This window comes from Stenotrophomonas sp. 22385 (genome assembly GCF_052045085.1).
GTDB lineage: Bacteria > Pseudomonadota > Gammaproteobacteria > Xanthomonadales > Xanthomonadaceae > Stenotrophomonas.
In genome coordinates this window covers 162,176-188,232 of sequence record NZ_JBQEOG010000008.1, presented here as the reverse complement: position 1 = coordinate 188,232, position 26,057 = coordinate 162,176, and the positions used below count along the sequence as shown (strand labels likewise).

The 26,057-nt window shown below is 67.2% G+C and carries 25 protein-coding genes; 20 read left to right on the top strand and 5 right to left on the bottom strand.

All coding sequences use genetic code 11. The features are described from left to right. Positions 1–55: 55 nt before the first annotated feature. Positions 56–757, bottom strand: a complete 702-nt coding sequence (locus ACTJI4_RS15290; RefSeq protein WP_392916173.1) for an FKBP-type peptidyl-prolyl cis-trans isomerase N-terminal domain-containing protein — start codon at positions 755–757, stop codon at positions 56–58. A gap of 170 nt (positions 758–927) precedes the next feature. On the opposite strand from ACTJI4_RS15290, the gene ACTJI4_RS15285 reads away from it, so the two are divergent. The 17 genes from ACTJI4_RS15285 to rnt all read left to right on the top strand — a co-directional run bounded on the left by ACTJI4_RS15285 (position 928) and on the right by rnt (position 15,058). Continuing rightward, positions 928–1,710 carry an enoyl-CoA hydratase/isomerase family protein gene (locus tag ACTJI4_RS15285; protein ID WP_392916170.1) on the top strand — a complete coding sequence of 261 codons (783 nt, stop codon included), beginning with the start codon at positions 928–930 and terminating at the stop codon, positions 1,708–1,710. Between the two features lie 3 nt (positions 1,711–1,713). Continuing rightward, entirely contained in the window at positions 1,714–2,076 is a 363-nt protein-coding gene (locus tag ACTJI4_RS15280) for a hypothetical protein (protein ID WP_440869834.1), read from the top strand. After that, positions 2,076–2,750 carry an endonuclease III gene (gene nth / locus ACTJI4_RS15275; protein ID WP_440869833.1) on the top strand — a complete coding sequence of 225 codons (675 nt, stop codon included), beginning with the start codon at positions 2,076–2,078 and terminating at the stop codon, positions 2,748–2,750. The genes ACTJI4_RS15280 and nth overlap by 1 nt, the downstream gene beginning before the upstream one ends. A gap of 181 nt (positions 2,751–2,931) precedes the next feature. Further along, positions 2,932–4,143, top strand: coding sequence for an OprO/OprP family phosphate-selective porin (locus ACTJI4_RS15270; RefSeq protein WP_392916162.1), 1,212 nt, complete (start codon positions 2,932–2,934; stop codon positions 4,141–4,143). Positions 4,144–4,381: 238 nt separating this feature from the next. Then, the gene (gene pstS, locus ACTJI4_RS15265; protein WP_392916159.1) at positions 4,382–5,401 is read left to right on the top strand and encodes a phosphate ABC transporter substrate-binding protein PstS; all 1,020 of its coding nucleotides are present in this window, start codon (positions 4,382–4,384) and stop codon (positions 5,399–5,401) included. A 312-nt stretch (positions 5,402–5,713) separates the two neighbouring features. Further along, positions 5,714–6,805 carry a phosphate ABC transporter substrate-binding protein PstS gene (pstS, locus tag ACTJI4_RS15260; protein WP_440869832.1) on the top strand — a complete coding sequence of 364 codons (1,092 nt, stop codon included), beginning with the start codon at positions 5,714–5,716 and terminating at the stop codon, positions 6,803–6,805. A gap of 61 nt (positions 6,806–6,866) precedes the next feature. Further along, the gene (gene pstC, locus ACTJI4_RS15255) at positions 6,867–7,835 is read left to right on the top strand and encodes a phosphate ABC transporter permease subunit PstC (protein ID WP_068850586.1); all 969 of its coding nucleotides are present in this window, start codon (positions 6,867–6,869) and stop codon (positions 7,833–7,835) included. Further along, entirely contained in the window at positions 7,835–8,710 is an 876-nt protein-coding gene (gene pstA / locus ACTJI4_RS15250) for a phosphate ABC transporter permease PstA (RefSeq protein ID WP_392916152.1), read from the top strand. The genes pstC and pstA overlap by 1 nt, the downstream gene beginning before the upstream one ends. Positions 8,711–8,729: 19 nt before the next feature. Next, entirely contained in the window at positions 8,730–9,560 is an 831-nt protein-coding gene (pstB, locus tag ACTJI4_RS15245; RefSeq protein ID WP_068854606.1) for a phosphate ABC transporter ATP-binding protein PstB, read from the top strand. Between the two features lie 141 nt (positions 9,561–9,701). Then, positions 9,702–10,406 (top strand): phosphate signaling complex protein PhoU, encoded by a 705-nt coding sequence (gene phoU / locus ACTJI4_RS15240; RefSeq protein ID WP_392917565.1) that lies wholly within the window; start codon positions 9,702–9,704, stop codon positions 10,404–10,406. Positions 10,407–10,535: 129 nt separating this feature from the next. Continuing rightward, positions 10,536–10,877, top strand: coding sequence for an RcnB family protein (locus ACTJI4_RS15235; protein ID WP_392916149.1), 342 nt, complete (start codon positions 10,536–10,538; stop codon positions 10,875–10,877). A gap of 223 nt (positions 10,878–11,100) precedes the next feature. Beyond that, positions 11,101–11,610: an RNA polymerase sigma factor gene (locus ACTJI4_RS15230; RefSeq protein ID WP_392916146.1), complete on the top strand. Its 510-nt coding sequence runs from the start codon at positions 11,101–11,103 to the stop codon at positions 11,608–11,610. Positions 11,611–11,691: 81 nt separating this feature from the next. Continuing rightward, positions 11,692–12,048, top strand: a complete 357-nt coding sequence (locus tag ACTJI4_RS15225; RefSeq protein ID WP_440869831.1) for an HvfA family oxazolone/thioamide-modified RiPP metallophore — start codon at positions 11,692–11,694, stop codon at positions 12,046–12,048. Further along, positions 12,035–12,898: an HvfB family MNIO-type RiPP peptide maturase gene (locus tag ACTJI4_RS15220; protein ID WP_392916141.1), complete on the top strand. Its 864-nt coding sequence runs from the start codon at positions 12,035–12,037 to the stop codon at positions 12,896–12,898. The genes ACTJI4_RS15225 and ACTJI4_RS15220 overlap by 14 nt, the downstream gene beginning before the upstream one ends. Further along, on the top strand, positions 12,895–13,650 hold the full coding sequence (locus ACTJI4_RS15215) for an HvfC family RiPP maturation protein (RefSeq protein ID WP_440869830.1): 756 nt from the start codon (positions 12,895–12,897) through the stop codon (positions 13,648–13,650). Before ACTJI4_RS15220 ends, ACTJI4_RS15215 begins: the two co-directional genes overlap by 4 nt. Before the next feature lie 76 nt (positions 13,651–13,726). Then, entirely contained in the window at positions 13,727–14,386 is a 660-nt protein-coding gene (locus ACTJI4_RS15210; RefSeq protein ID WP_440869829.1) for an HvfX family Cu-binding RiPP maturation protein, read from the top strand. Positions 14,387–14,470: 84 nt separating this feature from the next. Further along, a complete protein-coding gene (gene rnt / locus ACTJI4_RS15205; RefSeq protein ID WP_392917562.1) occupies positions 14,471–15,058 on the top strand; it encodes a ribonuclease T in 588 nt (195 codons plus the stop codon). On the opposite strand, the gene ACTJI4_RS15200 is transcribed toward rnt, so the two are convergent. From ACTJI4_RS15200 to ACTJI4_RS15190, 3 genes are all read right to left on the bottom strand, one after another. Then, positions 15,059–18,085 (bottom strand): two-component regulator propeller domain-containing protein, encoded by a 3,027-nt coding sequence (locus ACTJI4_RS15200; protein ID WP_440869828.1) that lies wholly within the window; start codon positions 18,083–18,085, stop codon positions 15,059–15,061. A 151-nt stretch (positions 18,086–18,236) separates the two neighbouring features. Next, positions 18,237–19,649: an ATP-binding protein gene (locus tag ACTJI4_RS15195; protein ID WP_392916131.1), complete on the bottom strand. Its 1,413-nt coding sequence runs from the start codon at positions 19,647–19,649 to the stop codon at positions 18,237–18,239. Beyond that, complete coding sequence (locus ACTJI4_RS15190) at positions 19,646–20,356, bottom strand: response regulator (RefSeq protein ID WP_214901591.1); 711 nt, start codon at positions 20,354–20,356, stop codon at positions 19,646–19,648. Before ACTJI4_RS15190 ends, ACTJI4_RS15195 begins: the two co-directional genes overlap by 4 nt. A gap of 284 nt (positions 20,357–20,640) precedes the next feature. Here ACTJI4_RS15190 and ACTJI4_RS15185 point away from each other — a divergent pair, with 284 nt between their 5' ends. The 3 genes from ACTJI4_RS15185 to ACTJI4_RS15175 are packed head-to-tail and all read left to right on the top strand — an operon-like array spanning position 20,641 to position 25,174. Beyond that, a complete protein-coding gene (locus ACTJI4_RS15185) occupies positions 20,641–21,813 on the top strand; it encodes an efflux RND transporter periplasmic adaptor subunit (protein WP_440869873.1) in 1,173 nt (390 codons plus the stop codon). Beyond that, on the top strand, positions 21,810–23,780 hold the full coding sequence (locus ACTJI4_RS15180) for a MacB family efflux pump subunit (protein WP_440869827.1): 1,971 nt from the start codon (positions 21,810–21,812) through the stop codon (positions 23,778–23,780). Before ACTJI4_RS15185 ends, ACTJI4_RS15180 begins: the two co-directional genes overlap by 4 nt. Next, positions 23,777–25,174 carry a TolC family protein gene (locus ACTJI4_RS15175; protein WP_440869826.1) on the top strand — a complete coding sequence of 466 codons (1,398 nt, stop codon included), beginning with the start codon at positions 23,777–23,779 and terminating at the stop codon, positions 25,172–25,174. Before ACTJI4_RS15180 ends, ACTJI4_RS15175 begins: the two co-directional genes overlap by 4 nt. Positions 25,175–25,272: 98 nt before the next feature. Here ACTJI4_RS15175 and rlmB read toward each other — a convergent pair whose 3' ends face one another. Continuing rightward, positions 25,273–26,016 (bottom strand): 23S rRNA (guanosine(2251)-2'-O)-methyltransferase RlmB, encoded by a 744-nt coding sequence (rlmB, locus tag ACTJI4_RS15170; protein WP_440869825.1) that lies wholly within the window; start codon positions 26,014–26,016, stop codon positions 25,273–25,275. Positions 26,017–26,057 lie beyond the last annotated feature (41 nt).

Below are 26,057 nucleotides of genomic sequence, written 5' to 3'. Positions count from 1 at the left end.
CAACAAAAAACGCGCCGATGTTGCCATCGACGCGTTCTGTGGTCTGCAGCCGTTCTTATTTGACGCTGACCAGCTTGATTTCAAACTGCACGGCGACGTTCGGCGGGAACGGGGTACGCGGGTCGGCACCGTAAGCCTGTTCCGGCGGCAGGGTGACTTCCCACTTCGAACCGGCCGGCATCTGCAGCAGCACTTCGCGCATGGCCTTCATTTCGACTTCGCTGACCTTGATCGACGGAATCTGCTGTGCCGGGCGCGCCTCGGTCGGGCGCTGGCCGAACGGGTACGGCCCGGCCACTTCCAGCTGCACGGTGCTGGCCTGGGTCGGCTTGGCGCCCTTGCCGGCTTCGACGATGCGGTACTGCACGCCGCTCGGCAGCGCCTGCACGCCGGCCTTGGCCTTGTTGGTGGCCAGGAACTGGGTGCTCTTGGTCTTGTTTTCGGCGGCAGCCTTTTCGTACTCGGCCTTGGCGGCGGCGGCACGACCCTGCTCACGCTTCTGGAAGGCTTCGACGGCCGGCTTCAGCTGCTCGGCGGTGATCGCCGGCTGCTTCTTGGCGTAGGCATCCTGCAGGCCCTTCACCACCGAATTGATGTCCAGCTGTTCGCCGCGACCGGTGAGCTCAGCCAGGTTGTTGCCGTAGTCGTAACCGAAGTAATAGCTCAGCTTGCCCTTTTCGGACGAAGTGTCCTGGGCGAAGGCATTGCCCGTCAGGGCCAGGGCCGCGACGGCGACCGCGATAGAACGCAACTTCATCAAACGTTTCTCCAGGGGTGGTAACTCAGGACGCATTGGGCCGCCCTGAGGCGACGGGTTAGGATAGCCGCCGCAACGTTGAACCGCCACTAACGACGAAGGCTATGACCTGCCTTTGTTTCCAGAGTTCAATATCACTTTTTTTTAACGTTTATCCAGGAGCCCCCGCCGTGGCCGACGCCCCCCTTACCGTTGCCGACGATGGTGCCATCCGCTGGATCACTGTCAACCGTCCCGACAAGCTCAATGCGCTCAATCGAGAGACCCTGGAGGCCCTGGATTCCGCGTTTCTGGCCGCAGCACAGCAGGAATCGGTCCGCGTGGTGGTGCTGACCGGGGCCGGCCCCAAGGCCTTCGTCGCCGGGGCCGACATCGCCGAAATGAACGGCCTGACGCCGGTTCAGGGACGTGACTTCTCGCTGCTGGGCCAGGCCGTGATGCGCCGCATTGAACGCCTGCCCAAGCCGGTGATCGCCCGGATCAACGGTTTTGCGCTGGGCGGCGGGCTGGAACTGGCCATGGCCTGCCACCTGCGGGTCGCCGCCGACACGGCCAGGGTCGGCCAACCCGAGATCAACCTGGGGCTGATTCCCGGCTTCGGCGGCAGCCAGCGCCTGCTGCGCCTGTGCGGTCGAGCCGCTACGCTGGAGCTGTTGCTGCTGGGTGCGCCGATTACCGCTGCACGGGCGCTGCAGTTGGGTATCGTCAATGAAGTGGTCGCCGCCGATGCACTGGATGCACGCGTCGGCGAACTGGCCACCCAGCTCGCACGTTCGGCACCGCTCGCCCTGCGCGGCATTCTCGATGCCGTGCATGTCGGTGGCGAATGCACGCTGGCCGACGGGTTGGAGTACGAGAGCGCGCAGTTCGGCCTGATGTTCGCCACCGAGGACATGCGCGAAGGGACATCTGCATTCCTTGCACGGCGTCCGCCGGTGTTCCAGAACCGCTGAGCGATGATGCACGACGCCACGCCCCTGCCCGCCCGCCTGTTGCTGCTGGTACTGGATGACGACCTGGATGCTGCGCTGGCGGCGGGACTGATGGGCTACGTGCCCGCCCCGGGCGATGACGCGCTGCTGGCTGGCCATCCCGACCTGCCGGCACGCCTGCTGCACGCACAGCAGCAGCTGCAGCGTGCATGGGCCGCACGCGAGCGTTATCGCCAGCGCACGCAGCGGCTGGCACGCCGCGCGGCCGAACGCGATGCACGCCGTGCGCCCGCCGCACCCACTCCCGATCTGAAGCCGGCCCTGCCGCCTGCGGCTGCCGCGATTCTTGCGCGCGCCAAAGCCAGGGCTGCTGGAAAACCTTCCTGATGACCACCGTTGCAAAGGCCGCACCGCGCAGCGCGCGCATGCCCAAGGCCGACGTCGTGGAAATGTTCACGCGGTTGCGCGAACTCAATCCGCATCCAAAGACCGAACTGGAATACAGCTCACCGTTCGAGCTGCTGGTCGCCGTTGCGCTCTCCGCGCAGGCCACCGACGTGGGGGTCAACAAGGCTACGCGCAAACTGTTCCCGGTCGCCAACACGCCGCAGGCGATCCTGGCGCTGGGCGAGGACGGACTGAAGAAGTACATCGCCACGATCGGGCTGTTCAATGCCAAGGCGAAGAATGTCATCGCCACCTGCCGCCTTCTGATCGACCAGCATGGCGGCGAGGTACCCCGCGACCGCGCCGCGCTGGAAGCCCTGCCCGGGGTCGGTCGAAAGACCGCCAACGTGGTGCTCAACACCGCGTTCGGCGAGCCGGTGATGGCGGTGGACACCCACATCTTCCGGGTCGCCAACCGCACCGGCCTGGCGCCCGGCAAGGACGTGCGCGCGGTCGAGGACCTGCTGGTCAAGGTGATCCCGGCCGAATTCCTGCGCGATGCCCACCACTGGCTGATCCTGCACGGCCGTTATGTGTGCCGGGCACGCAAGCCGGACTGCCCGCAGTGCGTGATCCGCGACCTGTGCCGGTTCAAGCAGAAGACCGCCGCCTGACGGGCGGCGACGACTGCCATCTCAACGCAACCGGGCAGTCATCTGTTTCAGGCAGTTTTGGCAACCCCAGCAACGGCTTGCCTTGGGACCGGGGCTGCTTTGTCCGAAACTGTCATATTTACGCAATCTTCACTTATTAGCCTGCGCAGCATCTTCCCACCTGCCTGCAAGGCTCCTTTCCATGAAACTGCATCGCCAACTCCTCACTGCGGCCGTGGCTGCTGCGCTGTTCGTGCCGGCCGCTCACGCTGAAGTGGCCATCGACGTGATCGGCGGCTCGGAGATCACCTTCGAAGGCCTGGTCCAGGCCGACGGCAACTGGTTCGACAACGATGTGACCGATCTCAACGGTGGCGACGCCGCCAACGGCAAGGACAGCGAATTCGAACTGCGTCGCGCCGAGCTGGTGCTGAAGGGCAAGGGCCCGGGCAACGTGGAATGGGTGGTCGGCTACGACGCCAAGGCCGACAAGTTCCTGGACACCAACGTCAAGTACAAGCTGGCCGGCAACGCCAACCACTTCGTGCAGCTGGGCCAGTTCAAGCAGCCCAACAGCCTGGAAGAGCTGTCCAGTACCAAGAACAACGACTTCATCTCCAAGGCTGCGGTCACCAACACCTACGCCGTGGCCCGCCGCCTCGGTGGCGCCTACAGCTTCGGCGACAACAACTGGTCGGTCACCGCCAGCGCCTTCGGCCGTGAACTCACCCGCAACCTGGCCCACGGCAGCGGCTACGGCGCGCGGGGTACCTGGGCGCCGATCAACGACAAGGGCCAGGTCCTGCACTTCGGCCTGAGCTATGTCGACTACGATACCGACGCGGACACCCTGCGCGTGCGTGCCCGTCCGAACGCCGACCTGGCCACCGCGCGCCTGGTCGACAGCGGAAACATGACCGACACCGACCGCGTCAAGACGATCGGCGCCGAAGCGATGTACATCGGCGGCCCGTTCAAGGCGCAGGCCGAGTACTACACCAGCGAAGCCAAGCGCATGACGCGCGACAACTACACCAGCGACGGCTTCTACGTAAGCGGTCTGTGGAACATCACCGGCGAGACCTGGGGCTACAAGGGCGGCACCCCGACCACCGGCCTGCCGGACGAGCCGGGCCGTGGCATGTGGCAGCTGGGCGCGCGCTATGACTCGATGAACCTGGATGACGGCAACCTGCGCGCCAACCCGGTCGCCGGTCGTCCGCCGATCGTGGACGGCGTGCTCGGCGGCAAGATGGATATCTGGACCGTGGGCGTGAATTATTACTGGCGCTCCAACACCAAGTTCGCACTGAACTACGTGATGGTGGACAGCAAGAAGTACAGCTCGGCCACGCGCACCTTCGTGAACGATGACCCGAACATCCTGGAAGCGCGCCTGCAGTTCTTCTGGTAAGTCCTGCTGTAATTGTGTGATGGAGGGGCGCAGCTTGGGCTGCGCCCTTTTTTTCGTTCCGATTTCCATGCGTTAGCGGGCGTTGAACCGTTCACTGCAGTCGTCTTGCGACCGACCCTACCCCGCACGCCGGTGTCACGGTTGCGTCATATGACAGTCGCTGCGCTGTCACGGAACCGTTATGGAATAGGCACCGGGCGGGAAACCCCGCACCACCATCCATCCCAGGAGCCACCCCGTGATCCACGCCTTCAAGTCGCGCGCCGCTGTTGCCGTCCTCGCCGCGTCCTCCGTGTTCGCCGCCAATGCCGCCGATGTGACCGGCGCGGGCGCATCGTTCATCTACCCGGTCATGTCCAAATGGTCGGCCGACTACAGCACCGCGACCGGCAAGAAGGTCAACTACCAGTCGATCGGTTCCGGTGGTGGCATCGCCCAGATCAAGGCGGCCACGGTGGACTTCGGTTCGTCCGATGCCCCGCTGAAGCCGGAAGAGCTGGCTGCGGCCGGCCTGGCCCAGTTTCCGTCGGTGATCGGCGGCGTGGTGCCGGTGATCAACGTGGCCGGCGTCGCCCCGGGCGCACTGAAACTGGATGGCCCGACCCTGGGCAACATCTTCCTCGGCAAGATCAAGACCTGGAACGATCCGGCGATTGCCGCGCTCAACCCGGGCGTGAAGCTGCCTGACGGCAAGATCACCGTCGTGCACCGCTCGGACGGTTCGGGCACCACCTTCAACTTCGTCAACTACCTGTCCAAGGTCAACCCGGAGTGGAAGTCCAAGGTTGGCGAAGGCACCTCGGTCCAGTGGCCGGTCGGCATTGGTGGCAAGGGCAATGAAGGCGTGGCTGCGTACGTGAAGCAGATCAAGGGCGGCATCGGCTACGTCGAACTGTCCTACGCGCTGCAGAACAAGATGTCCTACGCCGCGATGAAGAACGCGTCGGGCAAGGTCGTGCTGCCGAGCGACACGTCCTTCGCCGCCGCTGCCGCCAGCGCCGACTGGGCCAGCGCCAAGGACTTCTACCTGGTCATGACCAACGCCCCGGGCGCCGACGCATGGCCGATCACCGCGACCAACTTCATCCTGGTCCGCAAGCAGCCCAAGAACGTCAACAGCGCCAAGGCCACCCAGGAGTTCTTCCGCTGGATCTACAAGAGCGGCGATGCCCAGGCCAAGCAGCTGGACTACGTGCCGCTGCCGGACACGCTGGTCAAGCAGATCGAGACCTACTGGTCGCAGAACCTGAAGTACTGATCGACCGCCCCACAAGGCAACGGTGTCGCCAGGTCCTCTCTCCCCCTGGCGGCACCACCGGCGCGGATCGCAAGATCCGCGCTTTTTTTTTGCCGCAAGCGTTGAGGGCCCCGCCGGGGGACATTCGCCGGAAAGGGTATGGCGCCCCGGCGCTCGATTCACCGGCAGCCGCTGTAGATCCCCCCGCCAACCCTTGCCCCACGGGCCTCCGGCGTGCCCCCGGTCACGACGTCATCAAGCTGTAACAAAAACATCATTTCATAGCAGCGTCAGCCGGCAAGACCGGCCCCCTATCCCGCTACGGAGTGACGCATGAAACTGCATACGGCCGGCTTCGCCGCCCTTTCCCTGGCCATCGCGCTGGGCCTGTCCGCCTGCAAGCCGGCCGCCGAAGGCCGGGCTACCGCCCCGGCAGAAGGTGCGCCCGCCGCTGCCCCGGCCGCCGGCGACAAGCTGACCGCCGAGATTTCCGGCGCCGGCGCCTCCTTCATCTTCCCGCTGGTGTCCAAGTGGTCGGCCGACTACAACGCCGCCACCGGCGCCAAGGTCAACTACCAGTCGATCGGTTCGGGCGGCGGTATCGCCCAGATCAAGGCCGGCACGGTCGACTTCGGGTCCTCCGACAAGCCGCTGTCCAGCGAAGAGCTGGCCCAGGCCGGCCTGGGCCAGTTCCCGTCCGCCATCGGCGGCGTGGTCCCGGTGGTGAACATCGACGGCCTGGACGCCGGCAAGCTGCGCCTGAGCGGCCCGCTGCTGGCCGATATCTTCCTGGGCAAGGTCAAGACCTGGAACGACCCGGCCATCGTGGCCGCCAATCCGGGCGTGAAGCTGCCCGACGGCAAGATCACCCTGGTCCACCGTTCGGACGGTTCGGGCACCACGTTCAACTTCTCCAACTACCTCTCCAAGGTCAGCCCGGACTGGAAGAGCAAGGTTGGCGAGGGCACCTCGGTGCAGTGGCCGGATGGCGTGGGTGGCAAGGGCAACGAAGGCGTGGCCTCGTACGTGAAGCAGATCAAGGGGTCGATCGGCTACGTCGAGCTGGCCTACGCGCTGCAGAACGGCATGCCGTACGCCTCGATGCAGAACGCGGCAGGCAACTGGGTGCAGCCGACCGCTGAAACCTTCGCTGCCGCTGCGGCGAGCGCCGACTGGGCCAGCGCCAAGGATTTCAACCTGGTCATCACCAACGCCCCGGGCGACCAGGCGTGGCCGATCACCGCCACCAACTTCATGCTGATGCACAAGCAGCCCAAGGATGCCAAGCGCAGCAAGGACACCCTGGCGTTCTTCAAGTGGGCCTTCGAGAACGGCCAGGCCCAGGCCAATGAACTGCACTACGTGCCGCTGCCTGCGGAACTGGTGAAGCAGATCGAAGGCTACTGGACCGCTGAATTCAAGTGATGCAACCAGGCCCGCGCCCTGCGCGGGCCTGCCCCCTACCTAACGGGCCCCAGCCTTACCCATGAATGCCATCGCCCAGCCTGTTCCCGCACCGTCCACCCGCGACCTGCGTGACGCCCGCAATGACAAACTGTTCCGGTGGGTGCTGATCGCCACCGTCGTCCTGGTCCTGGTCGCCCTGGCCTGCGCCGCGCTCTCGATGCTGTGGGGCGGCCGGCATGCCCTGCAGGAGCAGGGCCTGAGCTTCTTCTACTCCTCCGACTGGAATCCGGTGGAGAACAAGTTCGGCGCGCTGGCGCCGATCTACGGCACCCTGGTCACCGCATTGATCGCGATGCTGATCGCGGTGCCGGTGAGCTTCGGCATCGCCTTCTTCCTTACTGAAGTGGCGCCGCGCTGGATGCGCGGCCCGGTCGGTACCGCCATTGAACTGCTGGCCGGCATTCCCTCGATCATCTACGGCATGTGGGGCCTGTTCGTGCTCGTCCCGGTGATGACCGAGTACGTCACCCCGACCCTCAATGAAACCCTGGGCGAATGGCCGATCATCGGCCCGCTGTTCCAGGGTCCGCCGCTGGGCATCGGCGTGCTCACCGCCGGCTTCGTGCTGGCCATCATGGTGATTCCGTTCATCTCCTCGGTGATGCGCGAAGTGTTCCTGACCGTGCCGACCCGCCTGAAGGAATCGGCCTACGCGCTGGGCTCCACCAAGTGGGAAGTGAGCTGGGACATCGTGCTGCCCTACACCCGCTCGGCAGTGATCGGCGGCATCTTCCTCGGCCTGGGCCGTGCGCTGGGTGAAACCATGGCCGTGGCCTTCGTGATCGGCAACAGCGTGCGCCTGTCGCCGTCGCTGCTGGAACCGGGTACCACCATCGCCGCGCTGATCGCCAACGACTTCGGCGAGGCGACTGAAACCTACCGCTCGGCGCTGCTGCTGCTCGGCTTCGTGCTGTTCATCGTGACCTTCGTGGTGCTGGCAATCGCCCGCCTGATGCTGATGCGCCTGTCCCGCAAGGAGGGCAACTGATGTCCACCGCCATCGCCAACAACCCGCAGCCGCTGTACCTGCGCCGCCGCATCGTCAACATCGTCGCGCTGCTGCTGTCCTGCCTGACCGCGCTGTTCGGCCTGTTCTTCCTGGGCTGGATCCTGTTCACCCTGGCCTCCAAGGGTCTGGCCGGGATCAACCTCGATCTGTTCACCAAGATGACGCCACCGCCCATGCAGGAAGGTGGCTTGGCCAATGCCTTCTACGGCAGCGCGGTCATGTGCGCACTGGCGATCGCCATCGGCACGCCGCTGGGCGTTCTGGCCGGCACCTGGCTGGCCGAGTACGGTAACTTCCGCAAGGCCGGCACGGTGGTGCGTTTTGTCAACGACATCCTGCTGTCGGCACCGTCGATTGTGCTGGGCCTGTTCGTCTACACCCTGTACGTGATGCAGACCGGCGGCCAGTTCTCGGCCTTCGCCGGCGCGCTGTCGCTGTCCTTCATCGTGCTGCCGGTGGTGGTCCGCACCACCGATGAAATGCTGCGCCTGGTGCCCTCGCAGATGCGCGAAGCGGCCCTCTCGCTGGGCATCCCGCAGTGGAAGGTCACGGTGCAGGTCCTGTACCGCAGCGCCGCCGCAGGCATCGTCACCGGCATCCTGCTGGCCCTGGCCCGCATCTCGGGCGAAACCGCGCCCCTGCTGTTCACCGCCTTCGGCAACCAGTACTGGAACAGCAACGTGTTCCAGCCGATGGCGAGCGTGCCGGTGGTGATGAACCAGTTCGCTGGCAGCCCCTACGAATCCTGGCAGACGCTGGCCTGGGCAGGCGCCCTGGTGCTGACCCTGTTCGTGCTGCTGGTAAGCCTTTCGGCGCGCGGCATCCTGCTGCGCAACCGTATCTCCCATGACTGACCTTTCCACGGACACCGCCATGAACGACCTCACCAATGCCGTGCCGATGCAGCGCATCGCGGTGCCGGCCTCGCATGAATCGCTGGGCAACCCGGCGCCGATCAAGCTGGCCGCCCGTGGCCTGGATTTCTACTACGACAAGTTCCACGCACTGAAGAACATCAGCCTGGAAGTACCGGAAAAGCGCGTCACCGCGCTGATCGGCCCCTCCGGCTGCGGCAAGTCCACCCTGCTGCGCATCTTCAACCGCATCTACGCGCTGTACCCGAAGCTGGAAGCGCGCGGCGAAGTGCTGCTCGATGGTGAGAACATCCTCTCGCCCAAGTACCCGATGAACCGCCTGCGCAGCAAGGTCGGCATGGTGTTCCAGAAGCCGGTGCCGTTCCCGATGACCATCTTCGAGAACGTCGCCTACGGCATCCGCCACCACGAGAAGCTGTCCAAGGCGGACATGAACGACCGCGTCGAACATGCGCTGCGCCAGGGTGCGCTGTGGGACGAAGTGAAGGACAAGCTCGGCCAGAGCGCGCTGGGCCTGTCCGGTGGCCAGCAGCAGCGCCTGTGCATCGCCCGCGCCGTGGCACTGCGCCCGGACGTGCTGCTGCTCGACGAGCCGACCTCGGCGCTGGACCCGATCTCCACCAGCCGCATCGAGCAGCTGGTGGAAGAGCTCAAGCACGACTACACCATCGTGATCGTGACCCACAACATGCAGCAGGCCGCGCGCGTGTCCGACTACACCGCCTTCATGTACCTGGGCGACCTGATCGAACACGACCGCACCGAAGTGATCTTCTCGCAGCCGAACAAGCAGCAGACCGAGGATTACATCACCGGGCGGTTTGGGTAAGGCAGCCCGCTTGCGCGGCACTGCCGCGCGGCCTGCCGCACGCCCGGCCACAGATGGCCGAACCGGACTGTCCGAAGCCGCCTCGGTTCCGCCATGGACGGCAACGACGATGCCACCAACCAGACAATTGAGTACATCACAATGAACATTCCGAACGACCACATCGTCAAGAGCTACGACGAAGAACAGCAGCGGCTGGTGGCCGAAATCGTGCGCATGGGCGAAATGTCCGTGGCGCAGCTGGAAGCGGCGCTGGACGTGATCGAACGCCGCGACGACAACGCCGCGCAGCGCATCATCGCCAATGACGAAGCCATCGACAGCCTCGAACAGCAGATCAGCCATGACGTGATGCGCCTGGCGCTGCGCGGCCCGATGGCGCGCGACCTGCGTGAGATCCTGGCCGGCCTGCGCATCCCGGCCGACATTGAACGCATTGGCGACTATGCCGCGAACGTGGCCAAGCGATCGATCGCACTGAGCAAGGTGCCGCCGCTGCCGCAGATCCAGGGCCTGCGTGCGCTGGGCCGGCTGGCCGCGCAGCAGGTGCGCCGTGCCATCGAGGCCTACCGTGACAACGACGCGGCGGCCGCGCTGGCGCTGCGCGAGGACGATGCCCGGCTGGACGCGCAGTACACCGCGCTGTTCCGCGAGCTGCTGACCTACATGATGGAAGACCCGCGCAACATCACTCCCTGCACCCACCTGCTGTTCATGGCCAAGAACCTGGAGCGCGTGGGCGACCACGCCACCAACATCGCCGAGAACGTGTGGTTCCTGGTGCACGGCGAGCAGGCGCTGCCGCCGCGCGAGAAGCGCGACGAGACCAGCACCGAACGCCTGTAGGCACGCGCCAGCGCTGTTACACGCCGTTACAGGCCGATACTGCGTATCGGCCTTTTTTAATTGCCTATTCAGCAAAAAAATCCGACTCTGGACCTGCGTTCCACCCCACCGTTCCAGAGGGCTCACACCATGAAACGTTTCCTCGCCGCTACGCTGTCGCTGACCCTGCTTGCCGCGACCGGTTCCGCCTTCGCCGCCCCGCCCCACCATGACGACCGCGACAAGCGCGACCGCCATGACCAGCGCGACGAGCGCAACCATGGCCCGTCGCGGGGACACGACCGCCACGATCCGCCCCGCCGTGGCGGCCACCTGGCCAGGGATCAACGTGGCGCCTACGTCAGCGACTACAAGCGCCACGGCCTGCATGCGCCGAAGCGCGGCCAGCAGTGGCGCAAGGTGGACGACCGCTACGTGTTGATCGCGGTCGCCACTGGCCTGATCGCCGACGTGGTGCTCAATGGCCGTTGACTCGGTGGCGACAGGCCAGGCCAAGCGACGCGCCGGGACCTCCCGGCGCGTCTCCGTCTGCGGTCCGGGTCATCGCCGTCCCCGATCGTCGCGAACATCCGGTGATGTCGCGAACGCACCATGGGTTCTGAATCGCCCCTGTCTCGGACCGGCGCCCCGCGCATCCTTGCGGCCCCGGACGCGCTCTCATCCTGTGCCACGTTGAACAGGATCCGCCGACCGCATGCACCGCCTCTGCCCGCACGAACTTGCCGCCGCCCATCGCGGCGACCGCGCCGCGCTGGATCGCGTCCTGCGCCACTCGCGCCAGCACCTGCGCCGCTATGCCGAGTACCACTGCGTCATCAACGATGTCGAGGATGCGGTGCAGGAAAGCCTGATCACCGTTTCACGACGACTGTGCGACCTGCGCCTGGTGGAGTGCTTCACCTCGTGGGCCTTCCGCATCGTCAAGCGCGAATGCAACCGGCTCAAGCGCGCGCGCTGCCAGTGGCGGCACGAAGAGCTGCGCGAGGAGATCCTGCCGCCGGCCCAGCGCGACAACCTGGACCTGCGCCGCGATTGCGCCGCTGCACTGGAATCACTGCCCGCCCACTACCGCGAAGTGATCCTGCTGCGTGACCTGGAAGGCCTGTCGATCGCCGAACTGGCCGCACAGCTGTCCACCACCCCCGAAACCATCAAGGCCCGGCTGCACCGCGCCCGCGTCATGGCGCGCGAATACCTGGCCTGATGTTCCCCGCATGCCGGCAATCCGGCATGCTTCCCCTGCAACACCCCTGCCCACGAACGGGCATTTCAAGGAGCTTTGCGCATGACCCTATCCACCAAACACGCTTCCCTGCTGGCCTGTGCCGCGCTTGCCGGCGGGCTCGGCCTGGCTGGCACCGCCTCGGCACTGTCGATGACGGACCTGGCCCAGGGCTACGCGCTGGCTGCCCAGGCCGCACCCAAGGCCGGTGCCAAGGCAGCGGAAGGCAAATGCGGTGAAGGCAAGTGCGGCGCCGACAAGGCCGCCGGGCACGCTGCCGACAAGAAGCCCGCCGAGGGCAAGTGTGGCGAAGGCAAGTGCGGCGCCGACAAGACCAAGACCAAGCCCAAGCCCGCGCCTGCCGCCGGGAAGGCCGCCGAAGGCAAGTGCGGCGAAGGCAAGTGCGGTGCCGGGCACTGATCCGCGCACCCGGGTGAGCCCTGCACGCCCACTGCCGTTGCCTGCAACGGCAGTGGGACTGGGGCTGCGCCGCGCCCTGCTCGATGACCTGGAACAGGCACCGCCGGGTGATTTCGATTTCCTCGAGTGCGCGCCGGAGAACTGGATCGGCCTGGGCGGCGTGATGGGCGAGCGCCTGCGCGGGCTCAGCGCACGCCATCCCCTGACCTGCCATGGGCTGTCGCTGTCGCTGGGCGGCAGCGCGCCGCTGGACGTGGCGTTCATCGACCAGGTCGGGCGCTTCCTGGACGCACACGATGTGCGCCTCTACAGCGAACACCTGAGCTACTGCAGCGACGATGGCCATCTGTACGACCTGCTGCCGCTGCCGTTCACCGACGAGGCCATACGCCACACTGCGGCCCGCATCGCCCGGGTGCAGGACCGGCTGGGCCGGCGCATCGCGGTGGAGAATGTGTCCACCTACCTCACCCCGCATGCGGCGATGAGCGAACTGGCGTTCACCACGGCGGTGCTGCAGGAAGCAGACTGCGACCTGCTGCTGGACATCAACAATGTCTACGTCAATGCCATCAACCATCGCTTCGACCCGGTCGCATACCTCGACGGGCTGCCTGCCGAACGCATCGTCTGCCTGCATGTGGCCGGGCACTACGATGAGGCCGATGACCTGAAGATCGACACCCATGGCAGCGCCGTGGTGGAGCCGGTGTGGGCGCTTTTGGAACATGCCTGTACCCGGTTCGGGCCGCGCCCTGCCCTGCTCGAACGCGATTTCAACCTGCCGCCGTATGCCGAACTGCAGGCGGAGCTGCGGCAGATGCGCCGTATCCTGGATGCGGCGGCATGAGCGACCCGTTGCGTGACCAGCAGTTCGCCCTGACCCGCCATCTGCGCGACCCGGCACATGAACCGTCGCCTCCCGGCCTGGAGCCGCGGCGGCTGCAGATCTACCGCGACCTGCTGTTCAACAACCTGCAGGCGCTGTTGGGCAGCAGTTTCCCGGTCCTGCTGCAGGTGCTGGACGGCGCGGAATGGCAGGCGCTGTGCCGGCGATACTTCATCGAGCACCGCTGCCTCTCGCCGTTGTTCACCGAGGTCGCTGCCGAGTTCGTGCAGTGGCTGCAGCGGCAGGACACGCTGCCGCGTCCGTTCCTCGGCGAGCTGGCCCATTACGAATGGGTGGAACTGGCGCTGCAATCGCGGGATGCGCTGCCGCTCGAACCGCCGCGCGTGGAGACCGATGTCTGGCACGGCCTGCTGCAGCGTTCCCCGTTGGCATGGCCCTTGGCGTACCAGTGGCCGGTGCAACAGATCGGGATAGCCTTCCAGCCGGTGGCGCCCCCGCCCGAACCGACCTTCCTGCTGGCCCGCCGGCTGGCCGATGGCCGCATCGTGTTTTCGCAGCTCAGCCCGTTGGCGTGGCAGCTGCTGATCCAGATGGAGGCCGCCGGGCACCGCAGCGGCGCCGCGCACCTTGCGCAGCTGGCGGACGCGAATGGACTGGATCCGTCCGGACTGGAACCGGCCGGGCGTGCGCTGCTGGCGCAGTTGCTAGCGACCGGCGTGATCGGTCCTGCCCAGTCCCCGACCCGCGGCTGAACCGCGCCGCCGGCGCCCGCATCGTTGATCGCGTGCCGGCCCTCTTCAAGGGACCTCCACTGACCGGGCTGTCCCCATGCATTTCCCCCGCTGCCTTGCCTCCAGCCTGCGCCCCCGCCTCGATGGACTCGGCGCCTGGCTTGCGCCACTGGGACTGCGCGTGCTGCTGGCCTGGGAGTATCTGGAATCCGGGCTGGAGAAGTGGCGCGGGGTGAACTGGTTCAACGCCGTCCAGTCGCACTTTCCGCTGCCGCTGCGCTGGTTGCCGGCGGAGTTCAATTGGCAGGCGGCGACCTGGATCGAACTCATCGGCGGCATCTGCCTGTTGCTGGGCGTGGCCACCCGGGCCACCGCCGCGCTGCTGATCGGGCTGACAGTAGTGGCAACCGCCGCCGTCCATTGGCCTTCGCAGTGGGACTCGCTCGCCATGCTGGCGCAGGGCTATGCGATCAGCGACCAGGGCCAGGGCAACTTCAAGCTGCCGCTGTTGTTCATCGCCATGCTGCTCCCGCTGCTGCTGCAGGGCGCCGGGCGGCTGAGCGTGGATGGCTGGGTGTTGCGGGAAACGCGTGGCCGCGCCGACGCGCTGGCCTGGGGCGGATTTGCGCTGGCCGCCGCCTGGCCATTGGGGTGGTTGCTGCCGGGTCCGGCGCTGGCGTTGGCCACAGTGGGCACCGCCTTGCTTGGTGTGGCGGCCTGGCACGGCCGCCATGGGACGGTCAGGCCGCTCTGCTAAACTCGCTGCATGACTCAAGACCCCACCCTGACCGCCGGCGCGCCGGTGGCCGCCGAAGACATGCCCTCTGCCGCACAGCGCATGATGGCGACCCGCTTCCGTGGCTTCCTGCCGGTGGTGGTGGACGTGGAAACCGGCGGCTTCGACAGCCAGCGCCACGCGCTGCTGGAGATCGCCGCGGTGCCGATCGAGATGGACGACAACGGTCTGCTCTACCCGGGCCAGACCGCCAGCGCCCACGTGGTCCCGGCCGAAGGGCTGGAGATCGACCCGAAGTCGCTGGAGATTACCGGCATCATCCTCGATCACCCGTTCCGCCTGGCAAAGGCGGAGAAGGATGCACTGGACCACATCTTCGCGCCGGTGCGCGCGGCGGTGAAGAAGTACGGCTGCCAGCGCGCGATCCTGGTCGGGCACAATGCGCACTTCGACCTGGGCTTCATCAATGCGGCGGTGAACCGGGTGGGGCACAAGCGGAATCCGTTCCACCCCTTCAGCGTGTTCGACACGGTGACCATGGCCGGCATCGCCTATGGCCAGACCGTGCTGGCGCGCGCGGCGACGGCTGCCGGCCTGGGGTGGGATGCGGAGGAAGCGCACAGCGCGGTCTACGACACCGAGCAGACGGCCAAGCTGTTCTGCAGGATCGCCAACGCCTGGCCGCGCCCCTGATCAACCTATCGCGGTACGGTCGCGGCCTTCGCTCTTGGCGCGGTACAGGGCGCGGTCGGCGCGCTGGTAAAGCAGCATCGGGGTGCGATCACCTGCCTCCAGCTCCACCAGTCCGGCGCTGAAGGTCACCTGCAGGCCCGGCACGCCGGCCCAGTCCGGATGGTCGTGGAACAGCCCGCGCAGGCGCGCGCAGACCTGCGCCGCTTCGGCCAGGCGGGTGTCGTTGAGCAGCAGCGTGAATTCCTCGCCGCCGGTGCGCGCGGGCATGTCCGAATCGCGGCAGGCCGAGGCGATCACCCGCGCCACTTCCCTGAGCACCACATCGCCCACGCTGTGGCTGTGCTGGTCGTTCACTTCCTTGAAGTGGTCGATGTCCAGCACCACGAGGCACAGCGGGTGGCCGCTGCGCTGCGAACGCGCAAAGTCGCGTGCCAATGCTTCATCGAACGCGCGCCGGTTGGGCAGGCCGGTCAGCGCATCCTCGCGCGCCTGCCGCTCGAACTGCTCGGCCTGTACGGCCAGGCGCGCGGCCAGCTGGGTCTTCTCTTCATTCAACGCCTGCAGGCTGGCCGTCTGCGCCTTGAGGTCGCGGGTAGCGGCATCGACCTTGCGTGCCAGGCGCACGTTGCTGGCCTTGTAACGCTTGATCAGGTAGCGGTACAGCGCCACCAGGCCGGCCAGCAGCAGCAGGCCGCAGATGAACTGCACGCTGCGCCGCTGCCACAGGAACGGTTCGACCGTGAACGACCACACCGCCTCGCTGTCGCCCCAGCTGCCGCCCGGGTGGGCTGCGGACACGTGCAGGGTGTAATCGCCCGGCGGCAGTCCGATGAATTCCACGTTGCGCTGCTGGCCGCGCTCGATCCACCCGCTGTCCAGGCCTTCGAGCCGGGTGCGATAGCGGATGCGTTCGGACATCAGGTAGCTCAGGCCCACGTAGCTGATGCTCAGCCGGCGCCCACCGGGCAGCGTGTTGTGGTTGGCGCCCTGCCAGTGCAACGGTACGCCATCAACCAACACCGTCTCGATCGCCGCCGGCGGCGCCAGGCGTTCGCGAAAGCGCTGCAGGCGCAGCGGATCCACCGTGCTCAGCCCGCCTGCGGTCACCACCCAGAACGTGCCGTCCTGGCGCAGGATCGCCGAGGGACCGGAACTGCCATTGGCCTGCGAATTGGCCATGCCGTCAATTTCATTGTAGTGCTCCACCTCGATCCGGCGCGTGCGCCCGTCTGCCACGTCGTTGAGCATGGCCATGTCAGTGCGCAGCACGCCGCGGTTGCTGCTGATCCAGACATTGCCAACCCGGTCCGGGACCAGCTGGAACACGGTATCGACGGGCATGCCCTGCTCCAGCCCGACCCGTGACAGCATGCCGTCCTGGTAACGGTACAAGCCGCGGTCGCTGCTGATCCACATCGCATCGTCGATCTGCTGGAAACCGAACACACTGCGGCCGCCGCCCAACGGAGCCAGGTCGATGCGCTGCACATGGTCGCCGCGCATCACGCTGATGCCTTCGATGGTGCCTATCCACAGGTCGCCCTCGGCGTCGTGGGCGAGCGCGGTGATCAGGCCGGTCGGCATGCCCGGCATGGCCGGCACGGTCACTCCAGTGGCGTCCAACCGCGCCACGCCCTTCTGGGTACCGGCCCATACCGCACCCTCGCGGTCCACGCTCATCGCGCGGATGTTCCCGCCCGGCAGGCCGTCATCGGCACCGTAGCTGCGCAGCATGCGACCCTGCCCGTCCAAACGCAGGATGCCGTCCCCGAACGTACCCACCCACAACCCACCCTCATGGTCCTGGGCCAGGCTGAGCACCGACGGCGTCTTGCCACCGCGGTTGCGCAGCGGCACCGGGTGGAACACACCCTGTGCATCGCGCCGGTCGAGGCCACTGGCGCTGCCCACCCACAACTGTCGGTCGCGGTCTTCCAGCACGGTGCGCACGTAATCGCCGCTGAGCCCGTCACGCTCGGTGAAACTGCTGAACAGCGTTTCGCGCAGTCGGTACAGGCCACCGTTGGCACCGACCCAGATGCTGCCTTCAGCGTCTTCGCGCAGGCTCACCACCCGGCCCCCGGGCAACGAGAGCCCGGCAGGCAGGCGCTCCAATCCGTGCCGTGACAAACGCAGCAGGCCCTGGTTCTCGGTCCCCAGCCACAGGTCCCCGTGGCGGTCCTGCAGCATCGAGGTGATGTGCATGCCCGGGGCCAGTCGGTGCTGCAATTGCGGCATGCCATCCACCATCCGGTAGATGCGCTCGCCCGCCACGATCCACAGCACGCCGTCGGGCGCGCGGTATGGCCATACCAGGCCATGGCCCAGCCCGTAGCTTTCAGGCGCGCGGCGCAGCACGCCATCGGTGCCGCGCACCACCAGGCCGTCCAGGGTGCCGACCCAGACCCGGTCCTGGGCATCCACCACCAGCTTGGTGAAGCTCATCGCCATCGGCACGTCGATGGGCGGCTTCTGGTATTCGAAACGACCCTCGCGGGTCACGCTGCCAATGCCGTTGCCTTCGTACAGCAGCCAGAGCCGGCCGTGGCTGTCCATCTGCATCGCCTGGATCAACACCTGCGGTGCAGGCGGCTGGTGCGCGAACACCTGCCAGCGGCCGTCGGCGCTGCGCCGGGTCACATTGCCGCGTGAGTCGCTGATCCAAAGCCCACCATCGCGGTCGACGAACAGTGCGCCCACCCCGTTGTCGCGCAGGCCCGGGCGGGTGCTGCGGTCGAAGACGGTGAAGTCCAGCCCGTTGTAGCGCACCAGCCCCTCCCAGGTGGCGAACCACAGATGGCCCTCCGGGGTCTGCGCGATGTCGCGGAGCGAGTTGTGCGGCAGGCCGTTACGCGACGTCCACACATCGATGGCATAGTCGCGCAGCGGCGGCGGGCCGTTATGTGCAGCCAGCGTTACCGGGCTCCCGAACAGCAGGCACAGCAACACGAGCGCCAGATACAGGCGCCGTACATTCACTGCTGCTTGTACCGGCCGCCACCGGTTCCCGCCTCCCCCTTGGCTCATCCGTCAGGATCCGCCGGGGACGCTGGAATGGCGCGGCGCGGACAGCGCGGCACCAGGGTGGAAACCAGCCAGATCGGGCGCACTCATGCGGCGAATACGGGCGGGGGTTGCCCATAGTAGGCAAAACCGCGCCCGTTTGCCTCCTGTGCGGTCAGCCGGCGCGGGGGGTCGGCGGGCGCGGCGGTGACGGCCAGTGCACGATGGCCTCCAGCCCGCCCTGCGGGTGGTTGCGCAGATGCAGGGTGGCCCCGTCCTTCTCGGCCAGCGCGCGGGCGATGGTCAGCCCCAGCCCGGCCCCGCCGGTTGCCCGCGAGCGCGAGGTCTCCAGGCGCACGAACGGGTCGAACACGGTTTCCAGCGCGTCCTCGGCCAGGCCCGGGCCACTGTCGCGTACCCGTACGATCACCCCGTCGGGACCCTGCTCTCCCCGTACCTCGGCAGTGCCGCCGTAGCTCAACGCGTTGTCGACCAGGTTGGAGAACAGACGGTGCATGGCCAGCGGGCGCAACATCAGCACCGCGCCGCTGACCTGCTCGAAACGGGCATCGGCGCCGGCCTCGACCGCGTCCTCGACGATGCTTCCCAGCAGCGAATCCAGGTCCAGCGCGGCGCGTGGCTCGGCGCTTTCAGCGCTGCGGGCCAGCTCCAGGCCCTCGCGGATCAGCGCCTGCATTGCGCCCAGGTCGCCGATCAGGCGTTCACGCAGGGCTTCATCCCCTACGTTTTCCAGACGCAGCCGCAGGCGGGTCACCGGGGTCTGCAGGTCATGGGTGATCGCCGCCAGCATCTGGGTGCGCTCGCCCAGGGTGCGCTGCAGGCGTTTCTGCATGGCGTTGAAGGCTTCTGCGGCACGGCGGACTTCCAGCGGTCCGGTCACCGGCAACGGCGCGCGCTGGAGGTCGTCACCCAGCTCGGCAGCGGCCGAGGCCAGCCGCTGCAGCGGCGCACTGGCCATGCGCGCGACCACGTAGGCCAGCACGCCGATGGCCAGCACCAGCAGGGACAGGAACAGGGGGTCGACCGCGAGGACGCCGTTGTGGGCAATCGCTGGCGATTCGAGCGCCAGCGAAAGCACCGTCCCATCGCTGAGCGGCACCTGCACCGCACGGCATTTGGGCGGGATGAAGGCCGGGTCGCGTTCGTGCGGCGGTCGGCGCCGCTGCTGGGGCGGCGGTGGCGGCGGCAGCAGTTCCTGCGCCTTGGGCAGGCACGAACGGAACGAAGTGAAATGCACGGTAGCGTGTGCGACCGGACCCTGGCGGTCGTCGAGGATGCCCATCAACGCCGCATCCTCGCGCCCCAGTCGCGCCCCTTCGGGCAGGCTGCGCACCGCCGGCCCGCCCACCGTCAGCAGCCGATCGCGCAGCTCCGGGTCGCCGTCAAGCATGTTGACGAAGCCCTGCAGGCGATCCGCGATGCGGTTGAGGTTCTGCCGCTCGAACTCCTGCTGGCGTTTGGCGCTGGCCAGCATGGTGGCACCGATGGCGGCCACGCTCATGCCCAGCAGCAGGATCACGAACAGGCGACCGACCATCGAGGCGAAGAAGCGGCGCAGGCGCATCATTCCAGTGTGACCGCCGTGGCCAGCACATACCCTTCGTTGCGCACGGTCTTGATCAGGCCGTCACTGCCACCGTCGTCGGCCAGCTTGTTGCGCAGCCGGCTGACCTGCAGGTCGATCGCGCGGTCCTGCGACTCGTAGCTGCGGCCACTGCTCAGCGATACCAGCTGCTCGCGCGAGAGCACCTTGTTGGCGTGCCCGACGAACACGCGCAGCAGCCGGAACTCGGCGCCGGACAGCACCACCACGCGCCCATCCGGGTCGACCAGGTGACGGTGCTCCAGGTCGAACACCCAGTGCGAGAAACGAGCGCGGCGGATCGCCAGCGGTTCCAGGTTTGCCGGCAGCGCTTCGGTCCGACGCAGCACGTTGCGGATACGCGCGAGCAGCTCGCGCGGTTCGAACGGCTTGCCCAGGTAATCGTCGGCGCCCATTTCCAGGCCCAGCACGCGGTCGATCGGCTCGCTGCGTGCGGTGAGCATGATCACCGGCGTGCTTGAGCGCGCACGCAGGTCCCGGCACAGGGTCAGGCCATCCTCGCGCGGCAGGTTGAGGTCGAGCACGATCAGGTCCACGTGCTCGCGTTCCAGCACCTGGCGCATGCCCTGGCCATCGCTGGCCGTGCTGACCTGGTAGCCGGCACGACCGAGCTGTTCGGCCAGCAGCTGGCGGATGTCGTTGTCGTCATCGACGATCAGCAGGCGTTGCATCGTAGTGGTGTTCTCCATGCGGCGATGATCCCCTGTCGGGAGCTGAACCGCATCCTCTGGTTTGCGTACGCATGTTTCAAGGCATGCACACGATACAGAAGGACACGTCGGACCGGGGTGTGGTTACGTGCCGTTACATGCCGTGCGTTGAGCCCTCGAAAGGCGCTCTTCACAATGCTGACAACGCCGCGCGCCGGCCTGTCGAGTTGACGATCACCGTGAAGTCCCGCCTGCCCACCACCCGTCGCGGCCGCGTGCTGCTGTTGATCGCCCTCGCCCTCCTGATGTGCGGCATTGTCGCATGGAGCCTGCGCAAGCCGGGCGCCCCCACCCTGGCCACCAGCCCGGTCACCCGCGGCGATCTGGAACAGACCGTAGAAGCCACCGGCGTGATCGATGCCTACAAGCTGGTCAGCGTGGGCGCACAGGCTTCAGGCCAGATCAAGTCGCTGAAGGTGCAGCTGGGCGATACCGTCAAGCAGGGCGACCTGATCGCCGAGATCGATGCCACCACCCAGCGCAATGCCGTGCTCAACGCGCAGGCGTCACTGGACCAGGTCACCGCCCAGCGCGCCGTGCAGCAGGCCACCCTGCGCCAGGCCGAACTGGAATTCGCGCGCCAGAACGAGATGCTGGCGGCCGAGGCCACCTCGCGTGCGGAGTTCGACACCGCCGAGGCCGCGCTCAAGACCGCCCGGGCCCAGGTCAAGGCCTATGACGCGCAGATCCAGGGCCGCCAGACCGAACTGGGCACGGCCAACGCCAACCTGGCCTACACCCGCATCACCGCGCCGATGGACGGCACCGTGGTCGCAGTGGTGGCCGAAGAAGGCCGCACGGTGAATGCAAACCAGACCGCGCCGACCATCGTGATGCTGGCGCGGCTGGACCTGGTGACGGTGAACGCCGAGGTCTCCGAAGCGGACGTGGTCAAGATCAAGGCTGGCATGCCGGTGTACTTCACCACGTTGGGTGATCCGGACCGCAAGTACCACGCCACCCTGCGCCAGATCAATCCGGCGCCATCATCGATCGCCAGCGACAGCTCCAGCAGCTCCAGTTCGTCCAGCTCCAGCGCCAGTTCGGCGGTGTATTACAACGCGCTGTTCGATGTGGAAAACCCGGACGGCACATTGCGCATCGACATGACCGCGCAGGTCTCGGTACTGCTCAGGCAGGCCAAGGGCGTGCTGATCATTCCGTCGGTTGCGCTGGGGCCGAAATCGCGCGATGGCCAGTACGTCGTGCGCGTGGCCGATGCCGATGGCATGCCGCAGCCGCGCAAGGTCAAGGTCGGCATCAACACCGGTTCCAGCGTGGAGGTGCTGTCAGGGCTCAAGGAAGGCGAGAAAGTAGTGGTCGGCGAAGGCAGCGCCACCCCGGCCGCGTCCGGCAGCGGCAACCGCGGTGGCGCGCAGTTGCGCATGGGCGGCCCGGGCATGGGGCCGCGTCGATGAAGACCGCTCCCACCGCCGCGCCGCTGCTGCGACTGCGCGACCTGCGCCGCGAGTTCCCGGCCGGCGATGAAACCATCGCCGTGCTGCGCGATGTCAACCTCGACATCGCCGCTGGCGAAATGGTGGCCATCGTCGGCCAGTCCGGCTCGGGCAAATCGACGCTGATGAACATCCTCGGCTGCCTGGACCGCCCCACCCGCGGCAGCTACCAGGTCGCCGGCCGCGAGACCGGCAGCATGCTGCCCGACGAGCTGGCAGAACTGCGCCGCGAACATTTCGGCTTCATCTTCCAGCGCTACCACCTGCTGGGCGACCTTGATGCGCGTGGCAACGTGGAAGTGCCGTCGGTGTATGCCGGCAGCCCGGCCGCGGTGCGCAGCGCGCGCGCCGAACAGCTGCTGCAGCGGCTGGGACTGGGCGACCGCATGCGGCACAAGCCGGGCCAGCTGTCCGGCGGCCAGCAGCAGCGCGTGTCGATCGCGCGGGCGCTGATGAACGGCGGCGAGGTGATCCTGGCCGACGAGCCGACCGGCGCACTGGACACGAAATCAGGCGAGGAAGTGATGGGCATCCTCGGCGAACTGCACGCCGAAGGCCACACCATCATCATCGTCACCCACGACATGTCGGTAGCCGAACACGCCCAGCGCATCATCGAGATCCGCGACGGCGAGATCATCGCCGACCGCGTCAACGCCGGCGCGCCCAGCTACCGTGCGCAGCGCACGGCGACCGTGGCCGCCAGCAAGGGCCACAGCTGGCGTGCCGCGCGCGACCGCTTTACCGAAGCGTTCCGGATGGCGTTGCTGGCGATGAACGCGCACCGCCTGCGCACCTTCCTGACCATGCTCGGCATCATCATCGGCATCGCCTCGGTGGTGTCGGTGGTGGCATTGGGCAACGGCTCGCAGCAGCAGATCCTGCAGAACATCAGCGCGCTGGGCACCAACACCATCGACGTGTACCCCGGGCGCGGCTTCGGCGACATGCGCTCGGCGCGGGTGCAGACGCTCAAGGCCAGCGATGCCGACGCGCTGTCGAGACAGAGCTACATCGACAGCGTCACCCCCAGCGTGTCCTCCTCGGCCACCGCGCGCTACCGCAACCAGTCGGCTACCGCACAGGTCAGCGGCGTGGGCGAGCAGTTCTTCCGGGTCAAGGGCGTGACCCTGAGCGCTGGCAGCTTCTTCGACGCCGATGCGGTGAAGGGGCTGGCGCAGGTGGCGGTGATCGATGAGAACACCCGCAGCCAGTTTTTCCCCAACGGCGCCGACCCGGTCGGCCAGGTGATCCTGCTGGGCAACGTGCCAGTGCGCGTGATCGGCGTGGCCCAGCGCCAGAGCATGGGCTTTGGCAGCAGTACCAGCCTGTCGATCTGGGTGCCCTACACCACGGTGATGTCGCGGATGCTCGGCCAGAGCCATGTGTCCAGCATCACCGTGCGCGTGGACGACGCCACTCCGATGGATGCGGCGCAGGCCGCCATTTCCAAGCTGCTGGTCATGCGCCATGGCACCGAGGACTTCTTCCTCAGCAACAGCGCCGAGATCCGCGACACCATCGAGCAGACCACCCGCACGATGACCCTGCTGATCAGCGCCATCGCCGCCATCGCGCTGCTGGTCGGCGGGATCGGGGTGATGAACATCATGCTGGTGTCGGTCACCGAGCGCACCCGCGAAATCGGCGTGCGCATGGCGGTGGGCGCGCGGCAGAGCGACATCCGCCAGCAGTTCCTGATCGAAGCGGTGCTCGTGTGCCTGCTCGGCGGCCTGCTGGGCGTGGGCCTGTCGCTGGTGGTGGGCTGGGTGTTCGACACCTTCGCCCCTGATTTCAGGATGCTGTTCTCCACTGCCTCGATCGTGGCCGCGTTCGCGTGCTCCAGTCTGATCGGCGTGGCGTTCGGCTTCCTTCCGGCACGCAATGCGGCCCAACTCGATCCCGTGGAGGCGCTGGCGCGCGAATGAAGACGTCCATCCTGTTATCCAGCACCCTGCTGCTGTCGGCCTGTGTCAGTACCGGCCAGTACCAGGTCGACCCGCCCAGCGTGCCGGCCGTGTACGGCCGTGGCGACGCGCAACGCAACGCGCCTGTAGCGACATCCAACGCATCCTCCCGGCTGCGTACCGACGTGCGCGACGACGCCTGGTGGACCGGCTTCGGCGACCCGCGGCTGGACCGCATCATCGCGCGTGCGCTGCAGGCCAACACCGACCTGGCCTCGGCCGGGCTGGCGGTGCAGCGCGCCCGCCTGCAGGCCGGGCTGAGCGACAACGCGCTGTGGCCGCAGCCATCGGGCAGCGTCGGCAGCAGCGGCAATCGCCCCATCGACCAGGGCGCCGACTGGAGCCGCAGCAGTTCGGCCGGGGTCTCGCTGCAGTGGGAAATCGACCTCTGGGGCCGCCTGCGCACCCAGCGCGACATCGCGCAGTGGGAAGCCCAGGCCAGCGAGGAAGACCTGCAGAACACCGCGCTGCTGGTGATCGGCGACGTGGCCACACAGTACTGGACCCTGGCCTACCTCAACCAGTCGATCACGGCCGGCGAAGCGAACCTGGCGCGCCTGCAGCGCACCCTGGAACTGGTGCAGGCCCGCTTCACTGCCGGCGCGGTTTCGCGGCTGGAAGTGCGCCAGGCCACGCAGCAGCTGGAAGCGCAGCGTGCCGCGCAGAGCGCGCTGGAACAACAGCGTGTGGCCAGCCGCAATGCACTGACCGTGCTGCTGGATGGCCAGCCCTGGCCGCAGGCCGACGAACCGCAGGCGCTGGACAGTGCCGGCAGCCCGGCCATCGCCGAGGGCCTGCCGGCCGACCTGCTGGGCCGACGCCCGGACCTGCGCGCCGCCGAGCTGCGCCTGCGCAACAGCCTGAAGAACATCAAGGTGACCGCCACCAGCTACTACCCGGCCTTGAGCCTGACCGGTGGCGTGAGCAGCGGCGCGACCACGCTGTCGGACGTGTTGAAGAACCCGGTGGCCTCGCTGGGTGCGGGGCTGTCGCTTCCGTTCCTCAACATCCGCCAGGCCCAGCTGGATACGCAGATCGCCGGTACCGATTACCAGATCACGGCCAATACCTTCCGGCGCACGCTGTATACGGCGCTGTCGGAGGTGGACAACGCACTGTCGGCGCGCACCCAGTTCGCCACCCAGGTGGCGGCGTCGCAGGCGTCGTATGACGAAGCGGTGGAGATCGAGCGCATGTACGAAGTGCGCTACCGGGTCGGTGCCACCGACCTGCGCACCTGGCTGGAAGCGCAGCAGACCCGGCGCGACGCCGAGCTGTCGCTGGCATCGGTGAGGCAGAAGCAGCTGGTCAACGATGTGACGTTGTTCAAGGCACTGGGAGGCAGCGCGGGGTGATTCCGCGCCTGGCATTCAAGGCAACGGGCGGTTGCACCGCCCGCTCGAAGCTCATCCTACCAACGGTCGGCTGCTACCCGTCTGTTTGAAGCTGCCCGTCAGCTGCGCTGACGCACGGCTTCAAACAGGCTGACACCTGCAGCCACCGATACGTTCAGGCTCTCGATGTCGCCCGGCATCGGGATCTTGACCAGGCCGTCGCAGTTTTCGCGGGTCAGGCGGCGCATGCCGTCGGCTTCGCCGCCCAGCACCAGCGCCACGTTGCCCTTCAGGTCGATCGAATACAGCGAGGTGGTGGCTTCGCCGGCCAGGCCGTAGATCCACACCCCCTGCTTCTGCAGGTCCTTCAGGCAGCGCGACAGGTTGGTCACCGCCACCACCGGAATGCGGTCGGCGGCGCCGGCCGAGGTCTTGCGCACGGTGGCATTGACCGTGGCCGACTTGTCCTTGGGAATGATCACCGCAGTGGCGCCGGCAGCCGCGGCACTGCGCAGGCAGGCGCCCAGGTTGTGCGGGTCCTGCACCTCATCCAGGATCAGCAGCAGGGCCTTGCCCTCGGCCGCCTCGACCAGGCCTTCCAGCTCGTTTTCACCCCAGGTGCGGGCTGCCTGGTAACGGGCGGCCACGCCCTGGTGGCGCACCGAACCGCCCACGCCGTCCAGCGCCTGGGCGTTCACCTTGCGCACGTCGATGCCCTTGCGCCGTGCGTTTTCCTCGATTTCCGTCAGCCGAGGATTCTTCGCGCCCGCCTCGATGAGCACTTCGCGGACGTTCTCGGCATCGTTCTCGATCGAGGAGGCGACGGCGTTGACGCCGACAATCCACTGGCTTTGCTTGCTCATTGCGGGGGCGGGACCGGTACAGGGGGTGGTAATGGTAGAGC

Bases quoted from the DNA above. Each gene is read 5' to 3' on its own strand.
- ACTJI4_RS15190 (WP_214901591.1), bottom strand. From the start codon at position 20,356: ATGCAACGCCTGCTGATCGTCGATGACGACAACGACATCCGCCAGCTG.
- ACTJI4_RS15230 (WP_392916146.1), top strand. From the start codon at position 11,101: ATGCACCGCCTCTGCCCGCACGAACTTGCCGCCGCCCATCGCGGCGAC.
- pstB (WP_068854606.1), top strand. From the start codon at position 8,730: ATGAACGACCTCACCAATGCCGTGCCGATGCAGCGCATCGCGGTGCCG.
- pstA (WP_392916152.1), top strand. From the start codon at position 7,835: ATGTCCACCGCCATCGCCAACAACCCGCAGCCGCTGTACCTGCGCCGC.
- ACTJI4_RS15185 (WP_440869873.1), top strand. From the start codon at position 20,641: ATGTGCGGCATTGTCGCATGGAGCCTGCGCAAGCCGGGCGCCCCCACC.
- ACTJI4_RS15175 (WP_440869826.1), top strand. From the start codon at position 23,777: ATGAAGACGTCCATCCTGTTATCCAGCACCCTGCTGCTGTCGGCCTGT.
- ACTJI4_RS15180 (WP_440869827.1), top strand. From the start codon at position 21,810: ATGAAGACCGCTCCCACCGCCGCGCCGCTGCTGCGACTGCGCGACCTG.
- ACTJI4_RS15225 (WP_440869831.1), top strand. From the start codon at position 11,692: ATGACCCTATCCACCAAACACGCTTCCCTGCTGGCCTGTGCCGCGCTT.
- phoU (WP_392917565.1), top strand. From the start codon at position 9,702: ATGAACATTCCGAACGACCACATCGTCAAGAGCTACGACGAAGAACAG.
- ACTJI4_RS15270 (WP_392916162.1), top strand. From the start codon at position 2,932: ATGAAACTGCATCGCCAACTCCTCACTGCGGCCGTGGCTGCTGCGCTG.
- ACTJI4_RS15195 (WP_392916131.1), bottom strand. From the start codon at position 19,649: ATGATGCGCCTGCGCCGCTTCTTCGCCTCGATGGTCGGTCGCCTGTTC.
- ACTJI4_RS15215 (WP_440869830.1), top strand. From the start codon at position 12,895: ATGAGCGACCCGTTGCGTGACCAGCAGTTCGCCCTGACCCGCCATCTG.
- pstC (WP_068850586.1), top strand. From the start codon at position 6,867: ATGAATGCCATCGCCCAGCCTGTTCCCGCACCGTCCACCCGCGACCTG.
- ACTJI4_RS15210 (WP_440869829.1), top strand. From the start codon at position 13,727: ATGCATTTCCCCCGCTGCCTTGCCTCCAGCCTGCGCCCCCGCCTCGAT.
- ACTJI4_RS15280 (WP_440869834.1), top strand. From the start codon at position 1,714: ATGATGCACGACGCCACGCCCCTGCCCGCCCGCCTGTTGCTGCTGGTA.
- nth (WP_440869833.1), top strand. From the start codon at position 2,076: ATGACCACCGTTGCAAAGGCCGCACCGCGCAGCGCGCGCATGCCCAAG.
- ACTJI4_RS15235 (WP_392916149.1), top strand. From the start codon at position 10,536: ATGAAACGTTTCCTCGCCGCTACGCTGTCGCTGACCCTGCTTGCCGCG.
- pstS (WP_440869832.1), top strand. From the start codon at position 5,714: ATGAAACTGCATACGGCCGGCTTCGCCGCCCTTTCCCTGGCCATCGCG.
- ACTJI4_RS15290 (WP_392916173.1), bottom strand. From the start codon at position 757: ATGAAGTTGCGTTCTATCGCGGTCGCCGTCGCGGCCCTGGCCCTGACG.
- ACTJI4_RS15200 (WP_440869828.1), bottom strand. From the start codon at position 18,085: ATGAGCCAAGGGGGAGGCGGGAACCGGTGGCGGCCGGTACAAGCAGCA.
- rnt (WP_392917562.1), top strand. From the start codon at position 14,471: ATGGCGACCCGCTTCCGTGGCTTCCTGCCGGTGGTGGTGGACGTGGAA.
- rlmB (WP_440869825.1), bottom strand. From the start codon at position 26,016: ATGAGCAAGCAAAGCCAGTGGATTGTCGGCGTCAACGCCGTCGCCTCC.